The sequence below is a fragment of the Pseudomonas sp. BP8 genome (genome assembly GCF_017875955.1).
GTDB lineage: Bacteria > Pseudomonadota > Gammaproteobacteria > Pseudomonadales > Pseudomonadaceae > Aquipseudomonas.
This window is the reverse complement of sequence record NZ_JAGINK010000001.1, coordinates 2,367,658-2,389,434: the sequence shown is the minus strand read 5'-3', so window position 1 is coordinate 2,389,434 and position 21,777 is coordinate 2,367,658. Positions and strand designations below refer to the sequence as shown.

Sequence of the window (21,777 nt, the reverse complement as noted above, 5' to 3'; positions counted from 1 at the left end):
CTTGAGTGGCGGGTCGGGCGGGCTTTGGATTGATTTGAGAAAGTCGGGGGCGCTTTGCGACCCCGACTTTCTACAGCCCTTCGAGTTGCGCCATCAGATCACTAAGCCGATCAACCTTGTCGTCATCCAGCGCACTGCCCTGCAACCCCTGCACATACTCGGCCAGCTCCTCCACCGTGCTGCACTCGAACATCGCCCGCAGCGGCACGTTCAGCTGCAGCTGCTTCTGCACCCGCGAGGCGATCTGCGTGGCCAGCAGCGAATGCCCGCCCAGCTCGAAGAAGTTGTCGTGCACCCCTACCCGCTCGGCCTTCAGCACATCGGCCCAGATACCCGCCAACACGTCCTCCAGCTCATTGCGCGGCGCCTGGTAGGCCTGGCTGTGCTGGCCGCCGATGTCGATGGCCGGCAGCGCCTTGCGGTCGAGCTTGCCGTTGGCATTGTGCGGCAGGCTGTCGAACCAGCCCCAGTGCAGCGGCACCATGTACTCCGGCAACTCGGCACGCAGGCGTTGCTTGATCTGCTCCAGCAATGCGGCATCGGCGGCGATCCCCTGGTGTGCCACCAGGTAACCGACCAGATGCTTGCCGTTGGCGCCTTCCTGTACGCCCACCGCTGCATCGCGGATTTGCGCCTGTTCGTGCAGGCGGGCTTCGATCTCGCCAAGCTCGATGCGGTAGCCGCGTATCTTCACCTGGTGGCCGATGCGCCCGACGTACTCCAGCACACCGTCCGGGCGCTGCCGCGCCAGGTCACCGGTACGGTACAGGCGCTCGCCCGCAGCACCATGGGGATGGGGGATGAACGCCAGGGCAGTGCGCACCGGGTCGCCGACATAGCCACGGCCCACGCCGGTGCCCGCAACGCACAGCTCACCCACTGCGCCCAACGGCACCAGTGCCTGCTCTTCGCCAAACAGGTACAGGCGGTTGTTGTCGGTCGGCGTGCCGATCGGCAGGTAGCTGCCTTGGGTCGACGCGGCATCGACGCGGAAGAACGCCACGTCATCGGAGCATTCTGCCGGGCCGTAGGCGTTGACCAAGCCGATCTGTGGGTAACGCTGCAGCCACTGCGCGGCCAGCTCCGGTGGCATGGCTTCGCCGGTCGGCAGCATCCAGCGCAGGCCGTCGAGGGTCTGGTGGTCGTTGGCCAGCATGCCCTGGATCAGCGACGGCACGCTTTCCAGCACAGTGATGCCGGTGGCTTGCACATGCGCCAGCAGGCCCTGCGGATCATGGGCGATGGCATTCGGCACGATCTCCACCTTGGCGCCGAACAGCGGCGCGGCAAGGAACTGCCACACCGAAATGTCGAAGCTTTGCGAGGCGGTCTGGGCGATCACGTCGTGCTCGCTCAGGGCCAGGTACGGCACCTTGCTCAGTTGGTTGTTGAGCATGCCACGCTGCTCCACCATCACCCCTTTCGGCAAGCCGGTGGAGCCTGAGGTGTAGATCACATAGGCAAGGTTGTCCGGCCCACTGTGAATGCCAGGGTTGTGGCTGGCAACCGGGCTGGCCTGGGTGTCTTCCCAAACCAGCAGCTGCGGCCGTAGCGCAACGTCCAACTCGGCCAGCAACTGCCGGCCTTGCTCGGCACAGGCTGCACTGCACACCAGCACCGGGGTACGGCTGAGCTGGATGATGCTCTGCAGGCGCGCCGCCGGCAGCCCTGGGTCCAGCGGCAGGTAGCCGGCGCCGGCCTTGAAGCTGCCGACGATCATGCCCAGCAGCGGCAACCCGCGCTCGGCCAGCAGCGCCACCGGTTGGTCCACCTTTACGCCGGCCGAGATCAAGGCGTGGCCCAGGCGGTTGGCCGCCAGGTTCAGCCCGGCATAGTCGTAGGAGGCCGCCAGGCAGCGGGCCACGGTACGTTCCGGGTGGGCGGCCACCTGCGCCTCGAACTGCGCGATGTAGCTCTGTTCCAGCGGATAAGCCCGCTCGGTGCGGTTGCAATCTTGCAGCAGGAAGCGCTGTTCTTCTGCCCCCAACAGCGGCAGAGCGCTGACCTCGCCGTCGAAGCCCTCCACCAGCGCCAGCAACAGGCGCTTGAACTCGGCCAGCAGGCGCTCGACGGTCGGGTAGTCGAAGTAGCGTTGGTCGAACGACAGGTGCAGGCCCAAATCGTCACCCGGGTAGCACACTGCCGTCAGCGGGAAGTTGGTGTGGGTACGGCCCGAGTCGGAGCTGGCGTTCAGGTGCTGGGCGTGGTCGAGCACGGCGGTTTCCACCGGCGCGTTCTCGAACACGAACAGGCTGTCGAACAGCGGCTGGCCCTTGGGCAGCTCGCTGCACTCCTGAATCGCCACCAGCGGCAGGTACTCGTACTCGCGCAGCTCCATGTTGCTTTGCAGCAGGCCCTGCAGCCACTGACGCACACTGCAACGCTCACCCGACACGGGCAACTGCACACGCAGGGCAACGCTGTTGATGAACAAGCCGACGGTGCGCTGCATCTGCGGCATGCTTACCGGGCGCCCGGCCACGGTCACGCCAAAGGCCACGTCGCGGTCGCCACTGTAGCGTGCCAGCACCAGGGCCCAGGCGGCCTGGGCGAAGGTGTTGACGGTAAGCTGGTGGGCCTGGGCCAGTTCGCGCAGGCGCACGCCTGCGCTCACGTCCAGCCGGGTGTAGCAGTCGCCGACGACCATGCCGCTACCGGCGTGGTCATGGCGCAGCGGGCGGTCGCTAGGGATGGCCGTGGCGCGTTCGAAGCCGGCCAGGTTGGCCTGCCACCAGGCGCGTGCATCATCCAGGCCCTGGCGTTGCAACCAGCCGATGTAGTCGCGGTAACGCGGCGGCACCGACAGCTGGGCCTGGCGACCGTCGCCGAGGGCCTGGTAAACCTCGAAGAAGTCGTTCATCAACAGCGAGCGGCACCAGGCATCAATGAGGATGTGGTGGTTGCTCATCATGAACCAGTAGCGCTCGTCGGCCACGCGCACCAGGCGCAAGTGGAACGGTGCTTCGCTGAGCAGGGCAAAACCGGCCTCGCGCTCCTGCTGGTGCAGGGCCTGCAGGCGCTGCTCCTGGGCCTCGTCAGCAAGGCCGCGCCAGTCCTGGTAGTCCACCGCCAGCGTGCCCGGCTTGTGGATGATCTGCAGCATCGCCTCGCCGCTGTTCCAGCTGAACGATGCGCGCAACGCTTCGTGGCGCGCCACCACGGCCTGCCAGGCTTGGGCGAAACGTTCAGGGTCCAGGGCACTGTTGATGCGGTAGCGGTCTTGCATGTAGTAGAGGCCGGTGCCCGGCTCCAGCAGGGTGTGCAGGAGCATACCTTCCTGCATCGGCGTCAGCGGGTAAACGTCCTCGATCTGCGCAGCCGGTACCGGCAGTGCGTCGATCTGTTCCTGGGTCAGGTGCGCCAGCGGGAAGTCCGATGGGGTGAAGCTGCCGTTGCCATCGGCCAGGCAATGCGCGACCAGCGCCAGCAGCTCCTGGCGATAGGCCTCTGCCAGCCGGGCAATGGTCTGCGGCTCATAGCGCTCGGCGCTGAAGGTCCAGCGCAGTTGCAAGGCACCGCCATACACCTGGCCATCGACGCTCAGCCAGTTTGGCAGTGGTGCATCGAGGTCATGCGCCAGACCAGCCGGCGTCTCCAGCGGCTGGAACAGCGCCGCGCTGTCGAACTGCTGGTCGAACTGGCCCAGGTAGTTGAAGGTGATACGCGCCTGCGGCAAGGCCGCCAGCTGCTCGCGCCCGGACGGGTCGGCCAGATAGCGCAGTACGCCGTAGCCCAGGCCCTTGTGCGGCACCTGGCGCAGTTGTTCCTTGATGCGTTTGATCGAACCGGCCCGCGCCGCGTCGTCCTCGCCTGGCAGCGGGCGCAGGCTCAGCGGGTAGGCGTTGGTGAACCAGCCGACGCTGCGGGTCAGGTCCATGTCTTCGAACAGCCCGTCACGGCCGTGACCTTCGAGCTGTACCAGCACTTCCTCATCGCCGCTCCAGCGACTCAAGGCACGTGCCAGTGCAGTCAAAAGCAGGTCGTTGACCTGGGTGTGATAGGCCGCCGGGGCCTGTTGCAGCAGTTGCCGGGTCTGCTCCACGTCCAGGCCGATGGCCAGGGTCTGGGCGTGGCGGTGCAGGTTGCCGCCCTGCGGATGATCACACGGCAGCTCGCGGCGCACGCCGCCCAGTTGGCCTTGCCACCAGCTCAGTTCGTCGCGCAGCGAATCGCTGCCGGCGTAACTGGCCAGACGCGCAGCCCAGTCGCCCATGGCATGAGTCTTGGCTGGCAGCGGCTGACCACGGTAAAGCGCCTGCAGGTCTTCCAGCAGTACCCGCCAGGACACGCCATCGACCACCAGGTGATGGATCGCCAGCAACAGGCGCTGGCTGCCCTGCCCGTCACGCACCAGCAAGGCGCGCAGCAGCGGGCCTTGTTGCAGGTCGAGGCTGCGCTGCAGGTCGGTGTACAGCGCCTGGCAATCGGCGAAATCGGCGACGGTGGCGGTCCACAGCAATTGCCTGGCGTCAGGTTGGGCGTACTCCGCCTGCCAGCGGTCACGGGCCTCGCAGAAGCGCAGGCGCAGGCTGTCGTGGTGCTGCACCAGCATAGCCAGGGCCTGCTCCAGTAGCGCCTCATCCAGCGCTTGACGCGCCTCCAGCAACACCGCCTGGTTCCAGTGCTGCGGCTGCGGCACTTCGCTGTCGAAGAACCAGTGCTGGATCGGCGTCAGCCCGCTCTTGCCCTGACGCAGCCCCTGTTCGACCGTGCTCGCGGCTTCGCTGTGCTGAACCACGGCCGCCAGGGTCTGGATGGTCTGGTGCTGGAACAGGTCACGCGGGGTGAATTGCAAGCCGGCCTGACGGGCCCGGCTGACCACCTGGATCGACAGGATCGAGTCGCCGCCCAGTTCGAAGAAGTTGTCCTGCACACCCACCCGGGCAACGTTGAGCACATCGCGCCAGATCTGTGCCAGTTGCGTTTCCACCTCGCTACCAGGGGCCTGGTACTGTTGACGCGCTTGTTCCAGGTCCGGCAGCGGCAGCGCACGGCGGTCGAGCTTGCCGTTACCCATCAGCGGCAGGCAGTCGAGCAGCACCAGGTGCGCAGGCACCATGTAATCCGGCAGGTGCTGGCGGGCATCGGCTTTCACTGCTTCACGCAGCAGGCTTTGCGCCTCGCTACCGGCGCTGGCCTGCTTGCACACCAGATAACCCACCAACTGCTTGCCACCCGGCAGGTCGAGGGCCAGCACCACGGCCTCGTCGACATCGGCATGGGCCTGCAAGCGGCTCTCGATCTCGCCCAGTTCGATGCGGAAGCCGCGGATCTTTACCTGCTGGTCGGCACGCCCGACGTACTCGACCAAGCCGTCAGTGCCCAGCCGCACCAGGTCGCCAGTGCGATACAAGCGGCCACCTTCGCGGCTGAACGGGTCGGCGACGAAGCGCTCGGCACTGAGGCCCGGGCGGTCGTGATAGCCCTGGGCCAGGCCGGCGCCGCCAACGTACAGTTCGCCAATGCCACCTTGCGGCAACAGGGCAAGGTCTTCGTCGAGGATGTAGGCCGTGCGGCTACCGATGACGCGGCCGATCGGCACACTGCCGAGGTCCGCTGGCAATACCTCAGGCGCCAGGCAGGCCAGCGGCATGACCACGGTTTCGGTCGGGCCGTAGGCGTTGAAGAACTGCTGCGGCGCAAAGGCCTGGCGAATACGCTGCAGGTGCTCACCGGTCAGCGCTTCGCCACCGGTGATCACCAGGCGCACCGGCAGTTGTTCGCCCTGCCCGCTCAGGTATTGAGCCAGCTGGCTGCCATAGCTGGGGGTAAAGCCCAGAATGCTCACCTGCTGCTCGCGCACCAGCTGGCAGATGTCCTCGGCGCCCCACTGACCCTGGGCGCGCAGTACCACACGGGCACCGCACAGCAACGGCACCCACAGGCGCTCGCTGGCAGCGTCGAAGTTGATCGAATAGAAATGCAGCTCGCAATCATCGCTGCGCATGCCGAACGCCGCGATTACCGCCTGACAGTGCATGGCGAATTCGCCATGGCTGACCACCACGCCCTTGGGCTTGCCGGTGGAGCCGGAGGTGTAGATCAGGTAAGCCTGGTGCTGCGGCAGGTTGAGGTTGTCCAGAGGCGCATCGCTGTACGCCACCAGGCAGGCGGCATCGTCTTCCAGGCTCCAGCGGGCCACGCCCTCAGGCAGCTCGCCCAGGGTTTGCAGCAGCTCACGCTGGCTGAGCAGCAAGCCGATGCGGCTGTCTTCGATCATGTAGCGCAGGCGGTCGAGCGGGTACTCGGGGTCGAGTGGCACGTAGGCGCCGCCGGCCTTGAGAATGGCCAGCAGACCGACGACCATTTCCAACGAGCGCTCCAGCGCCAGGCCCACGCGTACCTGCGGGCCGACGCCACGCTCGCGCAGGGCGCGGGCCAGGCGGTTGGACTGCTGATCGAGTTCGGCATAGCTCATGTGCTGGCCGGCGAAGGTCAGCGCGCCAGCCTCTGGCGTGCGCGCCGCCTGGGCGGCGAACAGGCCGTGCAGGGTCTGCTCGAGGTCGAAGCCGTGCTCGCCCTGCAACTGGCCGGCCAGCACCTGCTGTTCGGCGCTGCCGAGCATCGGTAGCTCGCACAGGCGCTGCTGCGGGTTGTCCAGCAAGCCGACCAGCAGCTGCTGCCAGTGCTCGGCCATGCGCGCGATGCGGGGCTCGTCGAACAGGTCGCGGCTGTAGGTCAGGCAGCAACCCAGGCGGCCGTCGAGGTCGGTGACTTCCAGGTACAGGTCGAACTTGGTGGCACTGGCGTCGTTGACCAGATAATCCACCTGCATGCCGGCCAGTGTGCGGCTTTGCTGGAAGGCCCAGCGCTGCACGTTGCACATCACCTGGAACAGCGGGTTGTAGGCGCTACTGCGCGGCGGTTGCAAAGCTTCCACCAACTGATCGAACGGCAGGTCCTGGTGCGACTGGCCTTCGATGGCGGCCTGGCGCATCTGCTCCAGCAGCGCGTTGGCGGTCATCTGACCGTCCAGCTCGCAGCGGAGCACCTGGGTATTGAGGAAGGCGCCGATCAGGCCTTCGCTTTCCGGGCGGATGCGATTGGCCACCGGCGCACCGATGCGCAGGTCACGCTGGCCGCTGTAGCGGTGTAGCAAAGCGGCCAGGGTGGCGGTCATGGTCATGAACAGGGTCAGGCCGCGCTGGCTGTTGAAGGCATGCACACGGGCGACCAGCGCCGGGTCGAGTTCGAAGCGGTACAACTCACCGCGGTGGCTCTGTACTGCCGGCCGCGGGCGGTCGGCAGGCAACGCCAGCACCGGGTGCTCATCGCCCAGGCGGTCCTTCCAGTAGGCCAATTGGCGAGCGCCCTCGCCGCTTTCCAGCCATTGCCGTTGCCACACGCTGTAGTCAAGGTATTGCACCGGCAGCGGCGCCAGCGGTGACTCGCGGTCATCGACAAAGGCTTCGTACAGTTCGCCCAGCTCGCGGGCGAAGATGTCCATGGCCCAGCCTTCGGTGACGATATGGTGCAGGGTCAGCACGACGTAGTGCTCGCGCTCGTCGGCCTTGACCAGGCAGGCGCGCAGCAACGGGCCGCGCTCCAGGTCAAACGGCTGGTGCGCCTGGTCGTCGGCCAGTTGTTGCAGGCGTTGCTGGCGGGCATCAATGGGCAAGGCGCTGGAGTCTTGCCAGTCGAGGTGCAGGCCACTGTCTTCGGCCACGCACTGATACGGCACGCCGTCGATGCTGGGGAAGGTGGTACGCAGGGTTTCGTGGCGCACGATCAGCGCCTGCAGCGCACGCTCGAAGGCGTCCACATGCAGGGTACCGCGCAGGCGCGCCATACCGCCGACGTTGTATGCGGGGCTGTCCGGCTCCATTTGCCAGAGGAACCACATGCGCTGCTGCGAGTACGACAGCGCTACGGCCTGACGGCGGTCGACGCGAGCGATTGCGCCTTGCAGGTTGCGCTCGCCGGCCGCGCGGATGCGAGCGATCTCGGCACAGAAGGCGCCCAGCTCACTGGCTTCGAACAGGGCCTTGAGCGGCAGCTCGACATCGCAGGCCTGGCGGCTGCGCGAGACGATCTGGGTGGCCAGCAGCGAGTGTCCGCCCAAGGCGAAGAAGTCATCCTGCAGACCGACGCGCGGCAGGTTCAGCACCTCGCGCCAGATGGCGGCGACCTGTTGCTGCAACTCGGTTTGCGGCTCGACATGTTCGCGTTGCTGCCACACCGGGGCCGGCAGCGCCTTACGGTCGACCTTGCCGCTGGGGCCCAGTGGCAGCTGTGCCAGCTGGATGAGCTGCGCCGGCACCATGTACGCGGGCAGTTGCTCGGCCAGCACGGCCAGGACTTCGCCGGGCTGCGCACTGCCACGGTAATAACCCACCAGTTGCGCGCCAACGGCATCCTTGTGAATCAGCACCAGCGCCTGCTCCACACCTGCCTGTGCCAGCAGGCAGGCCTGCACTTCCTCAGGCTCGACGCGGAAACCACGCACCTTTACCTGCTGGTCGAGGCGACCGAGGTATTCCAGCGCCTCAAGCTGCACCTGCCAGCGGGCACGGTCGCCGCTGCGGTACAGACGCTCGCCGTGCCCGTCGGCCTGGGGCACGAAGCGCTCGGCAGTAAGGCCGGGGCGGCCAAGGTAGCCACGGGCCAGGCCCGCCCCACCGAGGTACAGCTCGCCCGGCACGCCGGGGGCGGTCAGCTCAAGCTCATCGTCCAGCACACGGCACACCACATTGCCCAGCGGCCGGCCGATTGGCGAGCGCTCGCCATCCGCCGCCTGGCAGTGCCAGTGGGTGACGTTGATGGCGGTTTCGGTCGGGCCGTAGCGGTTGTGCAACTGCACCTGCGGCAGCACTTGCAGCACGCGGTCACGCAGCGTGGCAGAGAGCGCTTCGCCACCGGAGAACAACCGGCGCAGGCTGCTGCAGGCACCCGCCTGCGGCTCCTGGACGAACACCTGTAACAGCGGCGGCACGAAGTGCAGCGTGGTCACGCCATGGGCCTGCACCAGCGCGGCAATGCGCTGTGGATCACGGTGTTCGCCGGGGCCGGCAAGTACCAGTGTGCAGCCGGTCACCAGCGGCCAGAAGCATTCCCACACCGACACATCGAAGCTGATCGGCGCCTTCTGCATCAGCACGTCGCTGTCATTCAGCGCGTAGGTGGCCTGCATCCACTGCAAGCGCTCGGCCAGCGCCGCATGGGTATTGCCCACGCCCTTGGGCTGGCCGGTGGAGCCGGAGGTGTAGATCACGTACGCCAAATTGTCGCCGCAGAGGTGCAGGCCAGGCGCGTGGCTGGGCCAGCTGTCCAGGTGCAGCTGGTCGAGGGCGATGGCGCTGACCCCGTCGACCTGCGGCAGCTTGCCCAGCTGGCTGCTGTGGCTCAGCAACAGGCCGGCGTTGCAGTCGGCGAGCATGTAGGCCAGGCGTTCGGCCGGGTAGTCAACGTCTAGCGGCACATAGGCGCCGCCGGCCTTGAGGATCGCCAGCAGGCCCACCAGCAACTGCGGTGAACGCTCGATGGCGATCGCTACGCAGGTGTCGGGGCCGACGCCTTTGTCGCGCAGGTAGTGCGCCAGGCGGTTGGCCTGCTGGTGCAGTTCGGCGTAGTCGAGGCTACCGCCGTCCCAGGCCAGGGCAGTGCGCTGCGGGGTCAGGCGTGCCTGCTGATTGAGTTGCTCGACCAGCAGGTGCTGCGGTGCGCTGGCCGGTGCCTGGCCCCAACCCAGCAGTTGCGCGCGGCCAGGTTGGTCGAGCAATTGCACCTCGCCCAGCACCCGCTGCGGCGCTGCGCACACCTGTTCGAGCAGCGCCAGCAGGTGATGGGCCAGACGTTTGACGGTGCTGGCGTCGAACAGCTCGGCGGCATAGTCAAAGGCCAGGCTCAGGCGGCCCTGATGGTCTTCTTCACTGTGCAACTGAAGGTCGAACTTGGCTTCACGGCTGTGCCACGGCAGCTCCTCGGCCAACAACCCCGGCAGGCGACGCAGGGCCGACAGGTCGCGTTGCTGGTGGTTGAACATGACCTGGAACAGACCTTGCTCACGGGCTTCAGGCAGGGCTTCGACCAGCTGTTCGAACGGCAGATCCTGGTTAGCCTGCGCCTCAAGGGTGGCCTGGCGCACTTGGGCCAGCAACTGCGTGAATGGCAGGCGGCCATCGAGCTGCGCGCGCAGTACCTGGGTATTGATGAAGAAGCCGACCATACCCTGGGCTTCCAGGCGCGGGCGGTTGGCGTTGGGCACACCGACACGGATGTCAGCCTGGCCGCTGTAGCGGTGCAGCAGTGCCTGCCAACCGGCCAGCAGGACCATGAACAGGCTGGCCTGCTGTTCGCGGGCCAGGCCCTTGAGTGCGTCAGCGAGCTTGGCCGGCACCTTGAGGTTGAACCGCGCAGCACTGTGCTCGCGCTGGCTGGCGCGGGGGTGGTCGGTGCACAGGTCGAGCACCGGCAGTTCATCACCCAACTGTGCCTTCCAGTGCTGCAGTTGGCGTTCGGCTTCACCGCCGGCCAGCCATTGGCGCTGCCAGGTGCCATAGTCGGCGTAACCCAGGGTCAGCGGTGCCAGGTTGGCCTCCAGGCCCTGACAACGGGCAGCGTAAAGCTTGGCGAATTCATCCAGCAGGATGTTCAGCGACCAGCCGTCAGCGACGATGTGGTGCAGGGTCACCCATAGCTGATGGTCTTCGTCGTCCAGGCGTGCCAGGGTCACGCGTAGCAATGGGCCTTGGGTCAGGTCGAACGGCTGACGGGCCTCGGCTTCACGCTGGTCGGTGACCTGCTCGAGGGTTTGGCCTTCGAGGTCCAGACGGCGCAGGCTGAACGACTGCTTCGGCAAGATGCGTTGCAGGGCCTCGCCGTTTTCTTCGCTGAATACCGTGCGCAGGGATTCGTGGCGTGCCACCAGCGCCTCGAACGCCGCTTCCAACGCGCTTTCGTCCAGCTCGCCGCGCAGTTGCAGGCCGGCCGGGATGTTGTAGGCCGCCGATTGCGGCTGCAACTGCCACATGAGCCACAAGCGGTTCTGCGCCAGCGACTGGGGCAAGGCCTGAGTGCGCTCCAGCGTTGCGATGGTGGCGGTGCCAGCAGCGCCCTCGGCGATGATCGACGCCACAGCGTTACGGTAATCGGCCAGTACCGGCGCTTCGAACAAGGTGCGCAGGCTCAGGTTGACACCCAGCTCATCGGCCAGACGCGCGCTGGCCTGGGTGGCGGCGATGGAGTTGCCGCCCAGCAGCAGGAAGTGGTCGTCTGCCGCAACCGCCTCAACCTTGAGGATATCGCGCCACACAGCGGCGATGCGCGCCTGCAGCTCATCGCCAACAGCCGCGCTTGCACCGGTTTCGTTCAGGTCAGGGAAGCGCGCGTAGCAGTCCAGGCTGCCATCGTCCATACGCAGGCGACAGGCCGAGCGCTGCAGCTTGCCACTGGAAGTCTTGGGCAACGCGCCCGGGTTCAGCAGCAGGACCACGGCCGGGGCCTGGCGGCAGGCGTCGGCGATCACCTGGCGCAGGGTCTTGATCAGGTCCTGGGGCTTGATTGCCTTTTGCACATTGCGGCTGATCTCCACTGCCACGCCGATGCCCTCCTCGCCGCGCTGCTCGACGGCAAACACGGCCACCCGGCCTTTGCGCAGCACCTCGACTTCGCGTTCAAGGGTTTTTTCAAGATCCTGCGGGTACAGGTTCTGACCGCGCACGATCAGCATGTCTTTCAGTCGCCCGGTGACAAACACCTCGCCCTCGCGCATGAAGCCCAGGTCGCCGGTGCGCAGCCAGGTCTGGCCGTCCATTGCAACGAAGGTACGGGCGCTGGCTTCTGGGTTGCGCCAGTAACCCAGGGCGATGCTCGGGCCACCCGCCCAGATTTCGCCGACCTGGTTGTCGCCCAGCACCTGCAAGTGCTGCGGCTCGACAACACGTACCGGGTGACCGGGCTGCGGGTAGCCGCAGCTCATCAGCACGCTGCCTTTGCCCGGCTCGGCGCGGTTGGCGGCGAAGGCTTCGGCGTCCAGTTGCAGCGCGGCGATGCCCTGGCCACGGCGGCTGCCGCTGACGAACAGGGTGGCTTCGGCCAGGCCGTAGCTGGCGAAGAAGCTTTGCGGGTCGAAGCCGCTGGCCTGGAACTTGTCGGCGAACGTCGCCAGGCTGTCCTGGCGGATCGGCTCGGAGCCGGAATAGGCCACGCGCCAGCGGCTCAGGTCGAGCCCGGCCAACGAGGCCTCGCTAACCCGCTCGCTGCACAGGCGATAGGCAAAGTCGGGGCCACCGCTGATGGTGCCGCCATACTCGCTGATGGCCTGCAACCAGCGCTGCGGCCGGGCCAGGAAGTAACCCGGCGACATCAATACGCACGGCACGCCACTGAAGATCGGCTGCAGCAGGCCGCCAATCAGGCCCATGTCGTGGTACAGCGGCAACCAGCTGACGATCACGTCGTCGGGGTTGAGGTCGATGCCGAAACCTTGGCGGATCAACTGTTCGTTGGCCACCAGATTGCCGTGGCTGACCTGCACGCCCTTGGGCAATGCGGTGGAGCCCGAGGTGTACTGCAGGAAGGCGACGTCATCAGCCTTCAGCACGGGCTCGCGCCAGTTCGCGGCCAGCGCCGAGTCCAGGCTGTCCACTGCCAGCAGTTCAGGGCCGTTGTCCGCCGCCAGCGCTTCCAGGCCTTGCAGGCTGCCGTGCAAGGCCGTAACAGTCAGCAGCAGGCGCGGCTCGGCATCGTCGATGATCGACAGCAATCGCTCTTGATGGTGCTGGCGGGCCGACTCCGGCGGGTAAGCCGGTACCGCGATCACCCCGGCATACAGGCAACCGAAGAACGCCGCCACGTAGTCTGGACCACTGGGGAACAACAGCACAGCACGGTCGCCGAAGCCGGCACGGGCCTGCAAGGCAGCGGCGATGGTGCGTGCACGCTGGTCGAGCTCCCGGTAGCTGAGCACGGCCTGCTCGCGGGGATCGTCGGCCAGAAAGCGCAAGGCGATCTTGTCCGGGGTCTGCGCGGCGCGTTGCGCCAGGGCCTGGACCAGCGAGTGCGGGAGTTCGAAGGCGTCCGTCATGGGGTGTTCCTGCCAGTGTCTGGGTAAGTCGCGCCGGCGCGGCCACGCAAGGTCGGTGGGCAGCGTTCGGCAGCCGGATGTACACAGGGGAACGGATTGGCGGACGGAATAATTAAGGTTCTTCACGGATTGTGGAGTGAGATGGGGCTGGGGCTGGGGCTTGCAGGTTGAGGGCTTATCCATTTGATGGGGTGGCGCTGCTGGCCCCTTCCGCCCTTACGGCGGTCACTTTTTTTCTTGGAGAAAAGTAACCAAAAACCGCTGGCTCCCACATACGGCCTCCTGAGGTCTCCAAGTTACGGGTGGCGTCTGGGCTGGCGTTGTTTTCGATAGTGGCATAGGTGGTGGATATTCGGGCCTCTTCGCGGGGCAAGCCCGCTCCTACAGGTACAGCGCAAACTTTGAATTCGGCGCAACCCCTGTAGGAGCGGGCTTGTCCCGCGAAGAGGCCGGGACTGCCAATGCAAATCGCAGGGCGCAGCCCTGCCAGCCACACCACAATTCCGCTGGTAAATAAACAAAGCGAGAGCGCAGCGATTCGCCCGCCGTTGCCCTGGCTGTTGATCTTGATCTGGCTCTTGATCTACCAGCGACTTCAGGAGGCCGAGCGCAGGTCTTGCGCAGGGAGGTGGAGGCCATGGATGGCCGGAAAGCGCTGAGGCCCAGGATGGGCCGTACAGCGCGGTCCTCCCGGAGCAAGACCGGAGCGAGGGAACCCGTAGCGCAGCGAAGGGCCGGATGCAGGAGCAAGCGGTTTTTGGTTACTTTTTTCCAAGAAAAAAAGTGACCCGCCGTAAGGGCGGAAGGGGCCCGAAAAGCCACCACATCAATTGGATAAGCCCCCCAACCTACAAACCCCACCACCCGAACCACCCCCCCGGGCAATCCGATGGCAGACCAACGATACGGACCAAGAAGTGACCCGCTTCACGCTGTTGCGAATAGAACCAACCGGAATACGTACTGATTCGATTTCGCATTTGACAATAATTATCATTGGGAATAGCGTGTCGCACGTCGTTGGAAGCATCCAGTTACAGGATGCTCCCTCCCCCTTAAGAGACAAGGTGATTTCCATGGCGGAACAGCTATCCACAGGTAAGTGCGATTCACCCTTGCTGCAGGCATTCGTCGACAACCGAAGCATTCTGGTCAAAATCGCCGCACGGATCACTGGCTGCCGTTCGCGCGCTGAGGATGTGGTGCAGGATGCATTCTTTCGGCTCAGTACCGCGCCGCAGATCACCTCGTCCTTCAAGGCTCAGCTGAGCTACCTGTTCCAGATCGTGCGCAACCTGGCGATCGACCACTATCGCAAGCAGGCGATGGAGCTGCGCTATTCCGGTAGCGAGGAAGAAGGGATGAATGTCGTCATTCAGAACGCCTCGCCAGAAGCCAAACATATCAATCTGACGACGCTCGAAGACATCGCTGAAGCGCTCAACGAGTTGCCCAAGCGCACCCGCTATGCCTTTGAGATGTACCGCCTGCATGGCGTGCCGCAGAAGGACATCGCCAAGGAACTCGGCGTATCGCCGACCCTGGTCAACTTCATGATCCGTGATGCCCTGGTCCACTGCCGCAAGACCGCCAGCCGCCTGGCTTGAGGCATTCAGGGGTCGCCAGGCGACCCCGCCCAGCGGTCAGACTAACGCACACCGATCAAAAAACCGCTCGCGCCCCAGGATCATCAGCGCTGCCCGCTTGTGAGGGAAGTCAAACTCCTTCTCGCAGTGGAAGCACTGATTCTGCATATAGCCGATCATCTTCGCGTTATCAGCCCGCGGTTCGGCTACCACGCGCTGAGTGCGCGGATCATCCAGGAACAGGTAGTGCACCAGCGCCGACATCCAGCTGGCAACCTTGTGCGGCCCACGATGGCTCTCTTCGCCTACCAGCATGTGGATACCGCGGTCATAGTCGTCAGCCGGGTAGAACGGCGCAATGCGGTCTTCCTTGGCCCAATAGGCCTCGAAATAGGCGAACGGTTGATCGTCGAAACAGCCAATCAAGGTCAAGGTATGCGGGTCAGCCTCAAGCTTGGCCAGGTACTCCCGGTGTTGCTCCAGGCTGCCCTGCTCCTGCCAGAAATGCGCCACCCGCGGGTTGTTCTGCCAACGGTTGTAACGCTGCAGATCCTGCTCGATCTCCAAGGTGCGCAGCGACACCCACGCCCCCAGCCGCGCATCGAAACGCCGATACACCTCACCCCGCGGCTTGGGCGCTCGCACCGGGTGACGCTTGCCATGGCTCATCTGCATCTGCTGCGGATAAACCCCCACAGCCGACTCACCCAACCAAGGCTGCGGAAGCTGCCAGAACAGTGTGCGCTCACTGAGGTAGACACCTGCTCGCTCAGTGGCCAGCAACAAACCATTGGCCTGAGCCTGCGGCACCGGGTCGGGCAAATGCCACTCAAGCCGCTGGCAACCCGGATCGCGCGCAAACAGCCAATAACAGGCCGCCCACAACGCTTGTTGCGGCCGCTCACGGCACAGCTCCAGCACTTGCACGGCAAGCACCTCGCCCGGTGCCAGGTGGAGCTGAATCAGCGGGCGGCCCTCAAGGGTCAGGCTCAGGCGACAGTCACCCTCATCGGCACTGAGGCTACGCCAACGGGGTAAGGACAGGGGCTGCGAAGCGGCATCGAACGGCATGGTCTTGGCTCACGGCAAATGAAAGAAAGGCTCACTTGTGCAAACGTCAGCGCACCACGCTAATTTAGTGGCCAGGCGCGGCAACGGTGATTCGATAAGGCTGAAAGATCCGCAGCAGTTCGCCGTTGTCGCGCAGGCGATCCAGTAACAGCTCGAACGCTTGGCTGCTGATCGGTGCGCCCGGACGCAACAGGGCGTAGTGATGGTAGACCTGGTCCACCCGATCGGAGGCCATCAGCTGATTACGGCTGGCCGGGTTGCGCACTAGAAAGTCGCTGAAGAACGAGCGCGTCACCAAAGCGATATCGGCACGCCCGCGCTGGACCATGAACAGGTTGCTGTCGTGGGAATAGGTCAGCGTCGCGTTGTAGCTGGCGCTCAACTGGCGCGAGTCGGCAGTGAACTTGGCGAAGGCGTAATGATAGCCGTTGAACAATGCCAATCGTTTGCTTCGAAGGTCGTCGAAATAGTGCTGGTCGCGCCCAGGTTGGCGCTGTGCGACAAAGATTTCGGCGTCCTCCAGACCCATGTCGACGGCCTGGTGGGCAATCTGCTGCCAACCCCACTGCGGGTTCTCGAAGATCGCCATGTCAGTGCGACCCTGCTGAAAATCACCAAAGCGTCGCGGAATCGAGGTCGGCACCAGAACGAAGTGATAGTCATGCTGCAGCGTGTTCAGGGCCGCGGCCAGTTGCGGCAACAAGCCGCTGTCGACGCCTTGCTCCGGGCGCACGGTATACGGCGGGAAATGCGCCGCGCCGATCCTCACCTCGACGCAGGCTTGAGCCTGAGCAGGTGCAGCCAGCCACAGCAGGGCGAACATCAGCAGCGGGGACATGGCCTTGAGCCTGGGCATTGGAGTCAAGACACACACTCGATACGGGACGTAACCTCGATTGGCCTAAGCTAGGCGTTTTCCCGCCCAGGCACAACCGCCGGGTATGCCAAAGTGCCAGGGGGTGTCGCGCGGGCCGACTTTGGCTACGCTCTAGCAAGTCTTGCAAGGGAGCCCACCATGGCCCATTGGTTAGTGATCGACCTGGAGGCCACCACCGACGACGGTGGCTGGCCGGTCACGGAAATGGAAATCATCGAAATTGGCGCCAGCCTGGTGACCCGCGAAGGGCATGAGGTCGACCATTTCCAATGTTTCGTCAGGCCCAAACGGCGCCCGCAACTGACGCCGTTCTGCCGCGAGCTGACCCACATCAGCCAGGCCGATGTGGATGGCGCGGCCTGTTTTCGTGAAGCCTGGGCCCAGTTCGAGGGCTGGCTCGGCGCGCAGGCCGATGCGCTGCAGGCCTGGGTCAGTTGGGGTGACTATGACCGGCGGCAATTGCTTCAGGAATGGCACGACTACAAGGTCCGCAGCCGGCTCCAGGATCTGCCCCACATCAACCTCAAGCAGCGCTTCGCCAAGGCGCGTCACCTGCAGCGCCCCGCCGGCCTGAACGGCGCGCTGCAACTGGCCGGCTTGCAGTTCACCGGCCAGCAGCACCGTGCCCTGGAAGACGCGCGCAATACCGCACGCCTGCTGCCGCTGAGCCTGCCGGCCGACGGCGCCTGAAAGCAGATGACGACGGGGCAGGCCTTGGGCATACTGGCCAGCCCTTTTTCTCATCCTTTTTCAGGAGTCGCCCCATGTTCAAGGTCAACGAGTACTTCGATGGCACCGTCAAGTCGATCGCCTTTACCGGCGAAGAAGGTCCGGCCACCGTTGGCGTGATGGCCCCGGGCGAATACGAATTCGGCACGGCCAAGCGCGAGATCATGCACGTGGTTTCCGGCGCGCTGACCGTCAAGCTGCCGGGCAGCGACAACTGGGAAAACTTCACCGCCGGCAGCCAGTTCAATGTGCCTGCCGACAGCAAGTTCCAGCTGAAAGTGGCTGTTGAAACCGCTTACCTGTGTGAATACCGCGACTGATGCATTGAATGTGCGGGCCTCTTCGCGGGGCAAGCCCGCTCCTACAGGTTCAGCATGATCCCTGTAGGAGCGGGCTTGCCCCGCGAAGAAGCCCGCCCAGATACCCTCAACCGCGAATAAACGCCGCCACCCGCTCCGCCGCCGTCTGCAAATGCCCTTCATGGGTCAACCCCGACGCCTTCAACGGCTTCAGGTCATGGTCCGCCGCACCCAGCCAGCACACTTCGATCGCCGGCGACAGTTGATACCCTTCCACCGCCTGCCGGTTGCCCAACGCATCACGCTCGCCCTGCACGATCAACGTGCGCGTACGCAACCCTGCCAGATGCTCGACCCGCGGCTTTTCCGGCTTGCCCACGGCATAGAACGGATAGCCCAGGCATACCAGCGCATCGACCTCCAGTTCATCCGCCACCAGGCTGGCCATGCGCCCGCCCATCGACTTGCCGCCAATCGCCACAGGCCCCGTGACCAAAGGTCGCACCTGCCCATACACCTCGCGCCAGCGCTCCAGGAGCACCTTCTGCGGATTGGGTGGCCGCTTGCCACCGCTGAGCCGCCGCTCGGCCATGTAGGGAAACTCGAAGCGCACCACGGCCACGCCTTGTGCCGCCAGCCTTTGCGCCATATCGCTCATGAAGCCGCTGTCCATCGGCGCGCCTGCGCCATGGGCGAGGATCAAGCAGCCCGAATAGCCGCGATCACTGCCTGTTTGTGGAGCATCGCAGCGCAAGCCTGGGACATTTCCCACATGCGCCCATTGACCCCCGTCAATACCGGCACTTTGCCCTTCTTTCATTCTTGCCTCGCTGTTTAGCCTGCCTATAACCGTGGATGGGAACCCATACATGAACACAACACCCAGTACCGCCTATAACTACAAGGTGGTCCGCCAATTCGCCATTATGACGGTGGTGTGGGGAATCGTCGGGATGGGGCTCGGCGTATTCATCGCCGCTCAACTCGCCTGGCCCTCACTCAACTTCGACCTGCCGTGGACCAGCTTCGGCCGCCTGCGCCCGCTGCACACCAATGCGGTGATCTTCGCCTTCGGCGGCTGCGCGTTGTTTGCCACCTCCTATTATTCGGTGCAACGCACCTGCCAGACCACCCTCTTCGCACCGCGCCTGGCAGCGTTCTCGTTCTGGGGCTGGCAACTGGTCATCGTCCTCGCCGCCATCAGCCTGCCGCTGGGCTACACCAGTTCCAAGGAATACGCCGAACTGGAATGGCCGATCGATATCCTCATCACCATCGTCTGGGTGGCCTACGCAATCGTCTTCTTCGGCACGCTGATCAAGCGCAACACCAAGCACATCTATGTCGGCAACTGGTTCTTCGGCGCGTTCATCCTTACCGTGGCGCTGCTGCACATCGTCAACAACCTGGAGATCCCGGTCAGCCTGACCAAGTCCTACTCGGTCTACGCCGGCGCCACCGACGCCATGGTGCAGTGGTGGTACGGGCATAACGCGGTGGGTTTCTTCCTGACCGCAGGCTTCCTCGGGATGATGTACTACTACGTGCCCAAGCAAGCCGAACGGCCGGTGTATTCCTATCGCCTGTCGATCGTCCACTTCTGGGCGCTGATCACCCTGTACATCTGGGCCGGCCCGCATCACCTGCACTACACCGCCCTGCCCGACTGGGCACAGTCGCTGGGCATGGTGATGTCGCTGATTCTCCTGGCACCGAGCTGGGGCGGCATGATCAACGGCATGATGACCCTCTCCGGGGCCTGGCACAAACTGCGCAGCGACCCGATCCTGCGCTTTCTGGTGGTGTCGCTGGCGTTCTATGGCATGTCGACCTTCGAAGGCCCGATGATGGCCATCAAGACGGTCAACGCCCTGTCGCACTACACCGACTGGACCATCGGCCACGTGCATGCCGGCGCCCTCGGCTGGGTGGCGATGATCTCGATCGGCGCGCTGTACCACACCATCCCCAAGATCTACGGCAAAGAGCGCATGTACAGCATCGGCCTGATCAACGCGCACTTCTGGCTGGCAACCATCGGCACCGTGCTGTACATCGCCTCGATGTGGGTCAACGGCATCGCCCAAGGCTTGATGTGGCGTGCGGTGAACAGCGACGGCACGCTCACCTACTCGTTCGTCGAAACCCTGGTGGCGAGCCACCCCGGCTTCATCGTGCGCTTCGTTGGCGGGGCGATCTTCCTCAGCGGCATGTTCCTGATGGCCTGGAACACCTGGCGCACGGTGCGCGCACCACACACCGTGCCCGCCCCTGCCAACGCCCAACTGGCCTGAGGAGACACGCCTGATGAAACATGAAGTCATCGAGAAAAACGTCGGCCTGCTGGCCATCCTGATGGTCCTGGCCGTCAGCATCGGCGGCCTGACCCAGATCGTCCCGCTGTTCTTCCAGGACGTCACCAACAAGCCGGTCGAGGGCATGAAGCCATACACCGCGCTGCAGCTCGAAGGCCGCGACATCTATATCCGTGAAGGCTGTGTCGGCTGCCACTCGCAGATGATCCGCCCGTTCCGCGCCGAGACCGAGCGCTACGGCCACTATTCGGTGGCCGGTGAGAGCGTGTGGGATCACCCGTTCCTGTGGGGCTCCAAGCGCACCGGGCCGGACCTCGCGCGGGTCGGCGGACGCTACTCCGACGACTGGCACCGGGCGCACTTGTACAACCCGCGCAACGTCGTGCCCGAGTCGAAGATGCCGTCCTACCCGTGGCTGGTGGCCGATCAGGTCGACAACAGCCACACCGAGGCCAAGATGCGCGCCCTGCGCACCCTCGGCGTGCCCTACAGCGATGCCGACATCGCCGGGGCCCGCGAGGCGGTCAACGGCCATACCGAGATGGACGCTCTGGTGGCCTACCTGCAGGTGCTCGGCACCGCGATCAAGAACAAGAGGTAAGCAATGGACCTGTCAATTGACATCGGCATGATCCGCGGCATCGGCACCCTGGTGGTGATGATCGCCTTCATCGGCCTGAGTCTGTGGGTCTTCAACCGCCGCCGTGACCGTGATTTCGCCGAAGCGCGCCTGCTGCCCTTCGACGATCACCGCCTGCCCCCTGCCGGGCAGGAATCTGCCATGAGGAATAATCGGCAATGACCACCTTCTGGAGTACCTACATCAGTGTACTGACCCTCGGCAGCCTGATCGGCCTGACCTGGTTGCTGCTCAGCACGCGCAAGGGGCAGAGCTCGGACACCACCGACCAGACCATGGGGCACAGCTTCGACGGGATCGAGGAGTACGACAATCCGCTGCCCAAATGGTGGTTCTGGCTGTTTGTCGGCACCCTGGCATTTGGCGTTGGTTACCTGATTCTCTATCCGGGCCTGGGCAACTGGAAAGGCATCCTGCCCGGCTATGAAAACGGTTGGACTCAGGTCAATGAATGGCAGCGGGAAATGGACAAGGCCGACGCGCGCTTCGGGCCAATCTTCGCCAAGTTTGCCGCCATGCCGGTGGAAGAAGTGGCCAAGGACCCGCAAGCGCTGAAAATGGGTGGCCGTCTGTTTGCCTCCAACTGTTCGGTGTGCCATGGCTCGGACGCCAAGGGCGCCTATGGCTTCCCCAACCTGACCGACAGCGACTGGCGCTGGGGTGGCGATCCGGAGACGATCAAGGCGTCGATCATGAGCGGTCGGCACGGAGTCATGCCGGGTTGGGCAGAGGTGATCGGCGAACAGGGCGTAGCCGATGTGGCGGCATTCGTCCTGACCAGCATGGACGGCCGCAGCCTGCCGGAAGGGGCCAAGGCCGATCCGCTCAAGGGCCAGGAGATCTTCGCCGGCAACTGCGTGGCCTGCCACGGGCCTGAAGGCAAAGGCACCCCGACGATGGGCGCGCCTGACCTGACCCATCCGCAGGCGTTCATCTATGGTTCGAGCTTTGCCCAGTTGCAACAGACCATTCGCTATGGTCGCCAAGGGCAAATGCCGGCGCAGGAAGATATCCAGGGGCATGACAAGGTGCACCTGCTGGCTGCCTATGTGTACAGCCTGTCGCAGCAAGAGCCCGCTGAAACCGTAACTGCGAAATAACCCCGCCCTCCAAGCCCACACACAGATCCTGTAGGAGCGGGCTTGCCCCGCGAAGGCGTCAGCCCTGACAACATCGTTGCCGGGCCTGACGCCTTCGCGGGGCAAGCCCGCTCCTACAAGGGCTGGGTGGCTCCGC

General features: G+C 64.8%; 11 protein-coding genes. 7 read left to right on the top strand and 4 right to left on the bottom strand.

Features of this window, described 5'->3' with window-relative positions:
* Positions 1-70: 70 nt before the first annotated feature.
* On the bottom strand, positions 71-13,024 hold the full coding sequence (locus tag J3B00_RS10520) for a non-ribosomal peptide synthetase (RefSeq protein ID WP_209867419.1): 12,954 nt from the start codon (positions 13,022-13,024) through the stop codon (positions 71-73).
* Between the two features lie 1,076 nt (positions 13,025-14,100).
* On the opposite strand from J3B00_RS10520, the gene J3B00_RS10515 reads away from it, so the two are divergent.
* Positions 14,101-14,631 (top strand): RNA polymerase factor sigma-70, encoded by a 531-nt coding sequence (locus tag J3B00_RS10515; RefSeq protein ID WP_209867418.1) that lies wholly within the window; start codon positions 14,101-14,103, stop codon positions 14,629-14,631.
* A gap of 36 nt (positions 14,632-14,667) precedes the next feature.
* Here J3B00_RS10515 and J3B00_RS10510 read toward each other — a convergent pair whose 3' ends face one another.
* Together J3B00_RS10510 and J3B00_RS10505 are read right to left on the bottom strand one after the other, a co-directional pair.
* Entirely contained in the window at positions 14,668-15,681 is a 1,014-nt protein-coding gene (locus J3B00_RS10510) for a GNAT family N-acetyltransferase (protein WP_209867417.1), read from the bottom strand.
* Between the two features lie 64 nt (positions 15,682-15,745).
* The gene (locus J3B00_RS10505) at positions 15,746-16,546 is read right to left on the bottom strand and encodes a transporter substrate-binding domain-containing protein (RefSeq protein ID WP_209867416.1); all 801 of its coding nucleotides are present in this window, start codon (positions 16,544-16,546) and stop codon (positions 15,746-15,748) included.
* A gap of 150 nt (positions 16,547-16,696) precedes the next feature.
* Here J3B00_RS10505 and J3B00_RS10500 point away from each other — a divergent pair, with 150 nt between their 5' ends.
* Both J3B00_RS10500 and J3B00_RS10495 read left to right on the top strand, forming a co-directional pair.
* Positions 16,697-17,248, top strand: a complete 552-nt coding sequence (locus tag J3B00_RS10500) for an exonuclease domain-containing protein (RefSeq protein WP_209867415.1) — start codon at positions 16,697-16,699, stop codon at positions 17,246-17,248.
* 74 nt (positions 17,249-17,322) lie between these two features.
* Positions 17,323-17,607 carry a pyrimidine/purine nucleoside phosphorylase gene (locus tag J3B00_RS10495; protein ID WP_209867413.1) on the top strand — a complete coding sequence of 95 codons (285 nt, stop codon included), beginning with the start codon at positions 17,323-17,325 and terminating at the stop codon, positions 17,605-17,607.
* Between the two features lie 106 nt (positions 17,608-17,713).
* Here the strand turns inward: J3B00_RS10495 and J3B00_RS10490 are convergent, their stop codons facing one another.
* A complete protein-coding gene (locus J3B00_RS10490) occupies positions 17,714-18,406 on the bottom strand; it encodes an alpha/beta family hydrolase (RefSeq protein WP_209867411.1) in 693 nt (230 codons plus the stop codon).
* Between the two features lie 49 nt (positions 18,407-18,455).
* On the opposite strand from J3B00_RS10490, the gene ccoN reads away from it, so the two are divergent.
* The 4 genes from ccoN to ccoP are packed head-to-tail and all read left to right on the top strand — an operon-like array spanning position 18,456 to position 21,641.
* On the top strand, positions 18,456-19,880 hold the full coding sequence (gene ccoN, locus J3B00_RS10485; protein WP_209867409.1) for a cytochrome-c oxidase, cbb3-type subunit I: 1,425 nt from the start codon (positions 18,456-18,458) through the stop codon (positions 19,878-19,880).
* Positions 19,881-19,893: 13 nt separating this feature from the next.
* On the top strand, positions 19,894-20,502 hold the full coding sequence (gene ccoO / locus J3B00_RS10480; protein ID WP_209867407.1) for a cytochrome-c oxidase, cbb3-type subunit II: 609 nt from the start codon (positions 19,894-19,896) through the stop codon (positions 20,500-20,502).
* A gap of 9 nt (positions 20,503-20,511) precedes the next feature.
* Positions 20,512-20,703 carry a CcoQ/FixQ family Cbb3-type cytochrome c oxidase assembly chaperone gene (locus tag J3B00_RS10475; RefSeq protein WP_209874747.1) on the top strand — a complete coding sequence of 64 codons (192 nt, stop codon included), beginning with the start codon at positions 20,512-20,514 and terminating at the stop codon, positions 20,701-20,703.
* Positions 20,700-21,641, top strand: a complete 942-nt coding sequence (ccoP, locus tag J3B00_RS10470; RefSeq protein ID WP_209867405.1) for a cytochrome-c oxidase, cbb3-type subunit III — start codon at positions 20,700-20,702, stop codon at positions 21,639-21,641. The genes J3B00_RS10475 and ccoP overlap by 4 nt, the downstream gene beginning before the upstream one ends.
* The last annotated feature ends 136 nt before the right edge of the window (positions 21,642-21,777 follow it).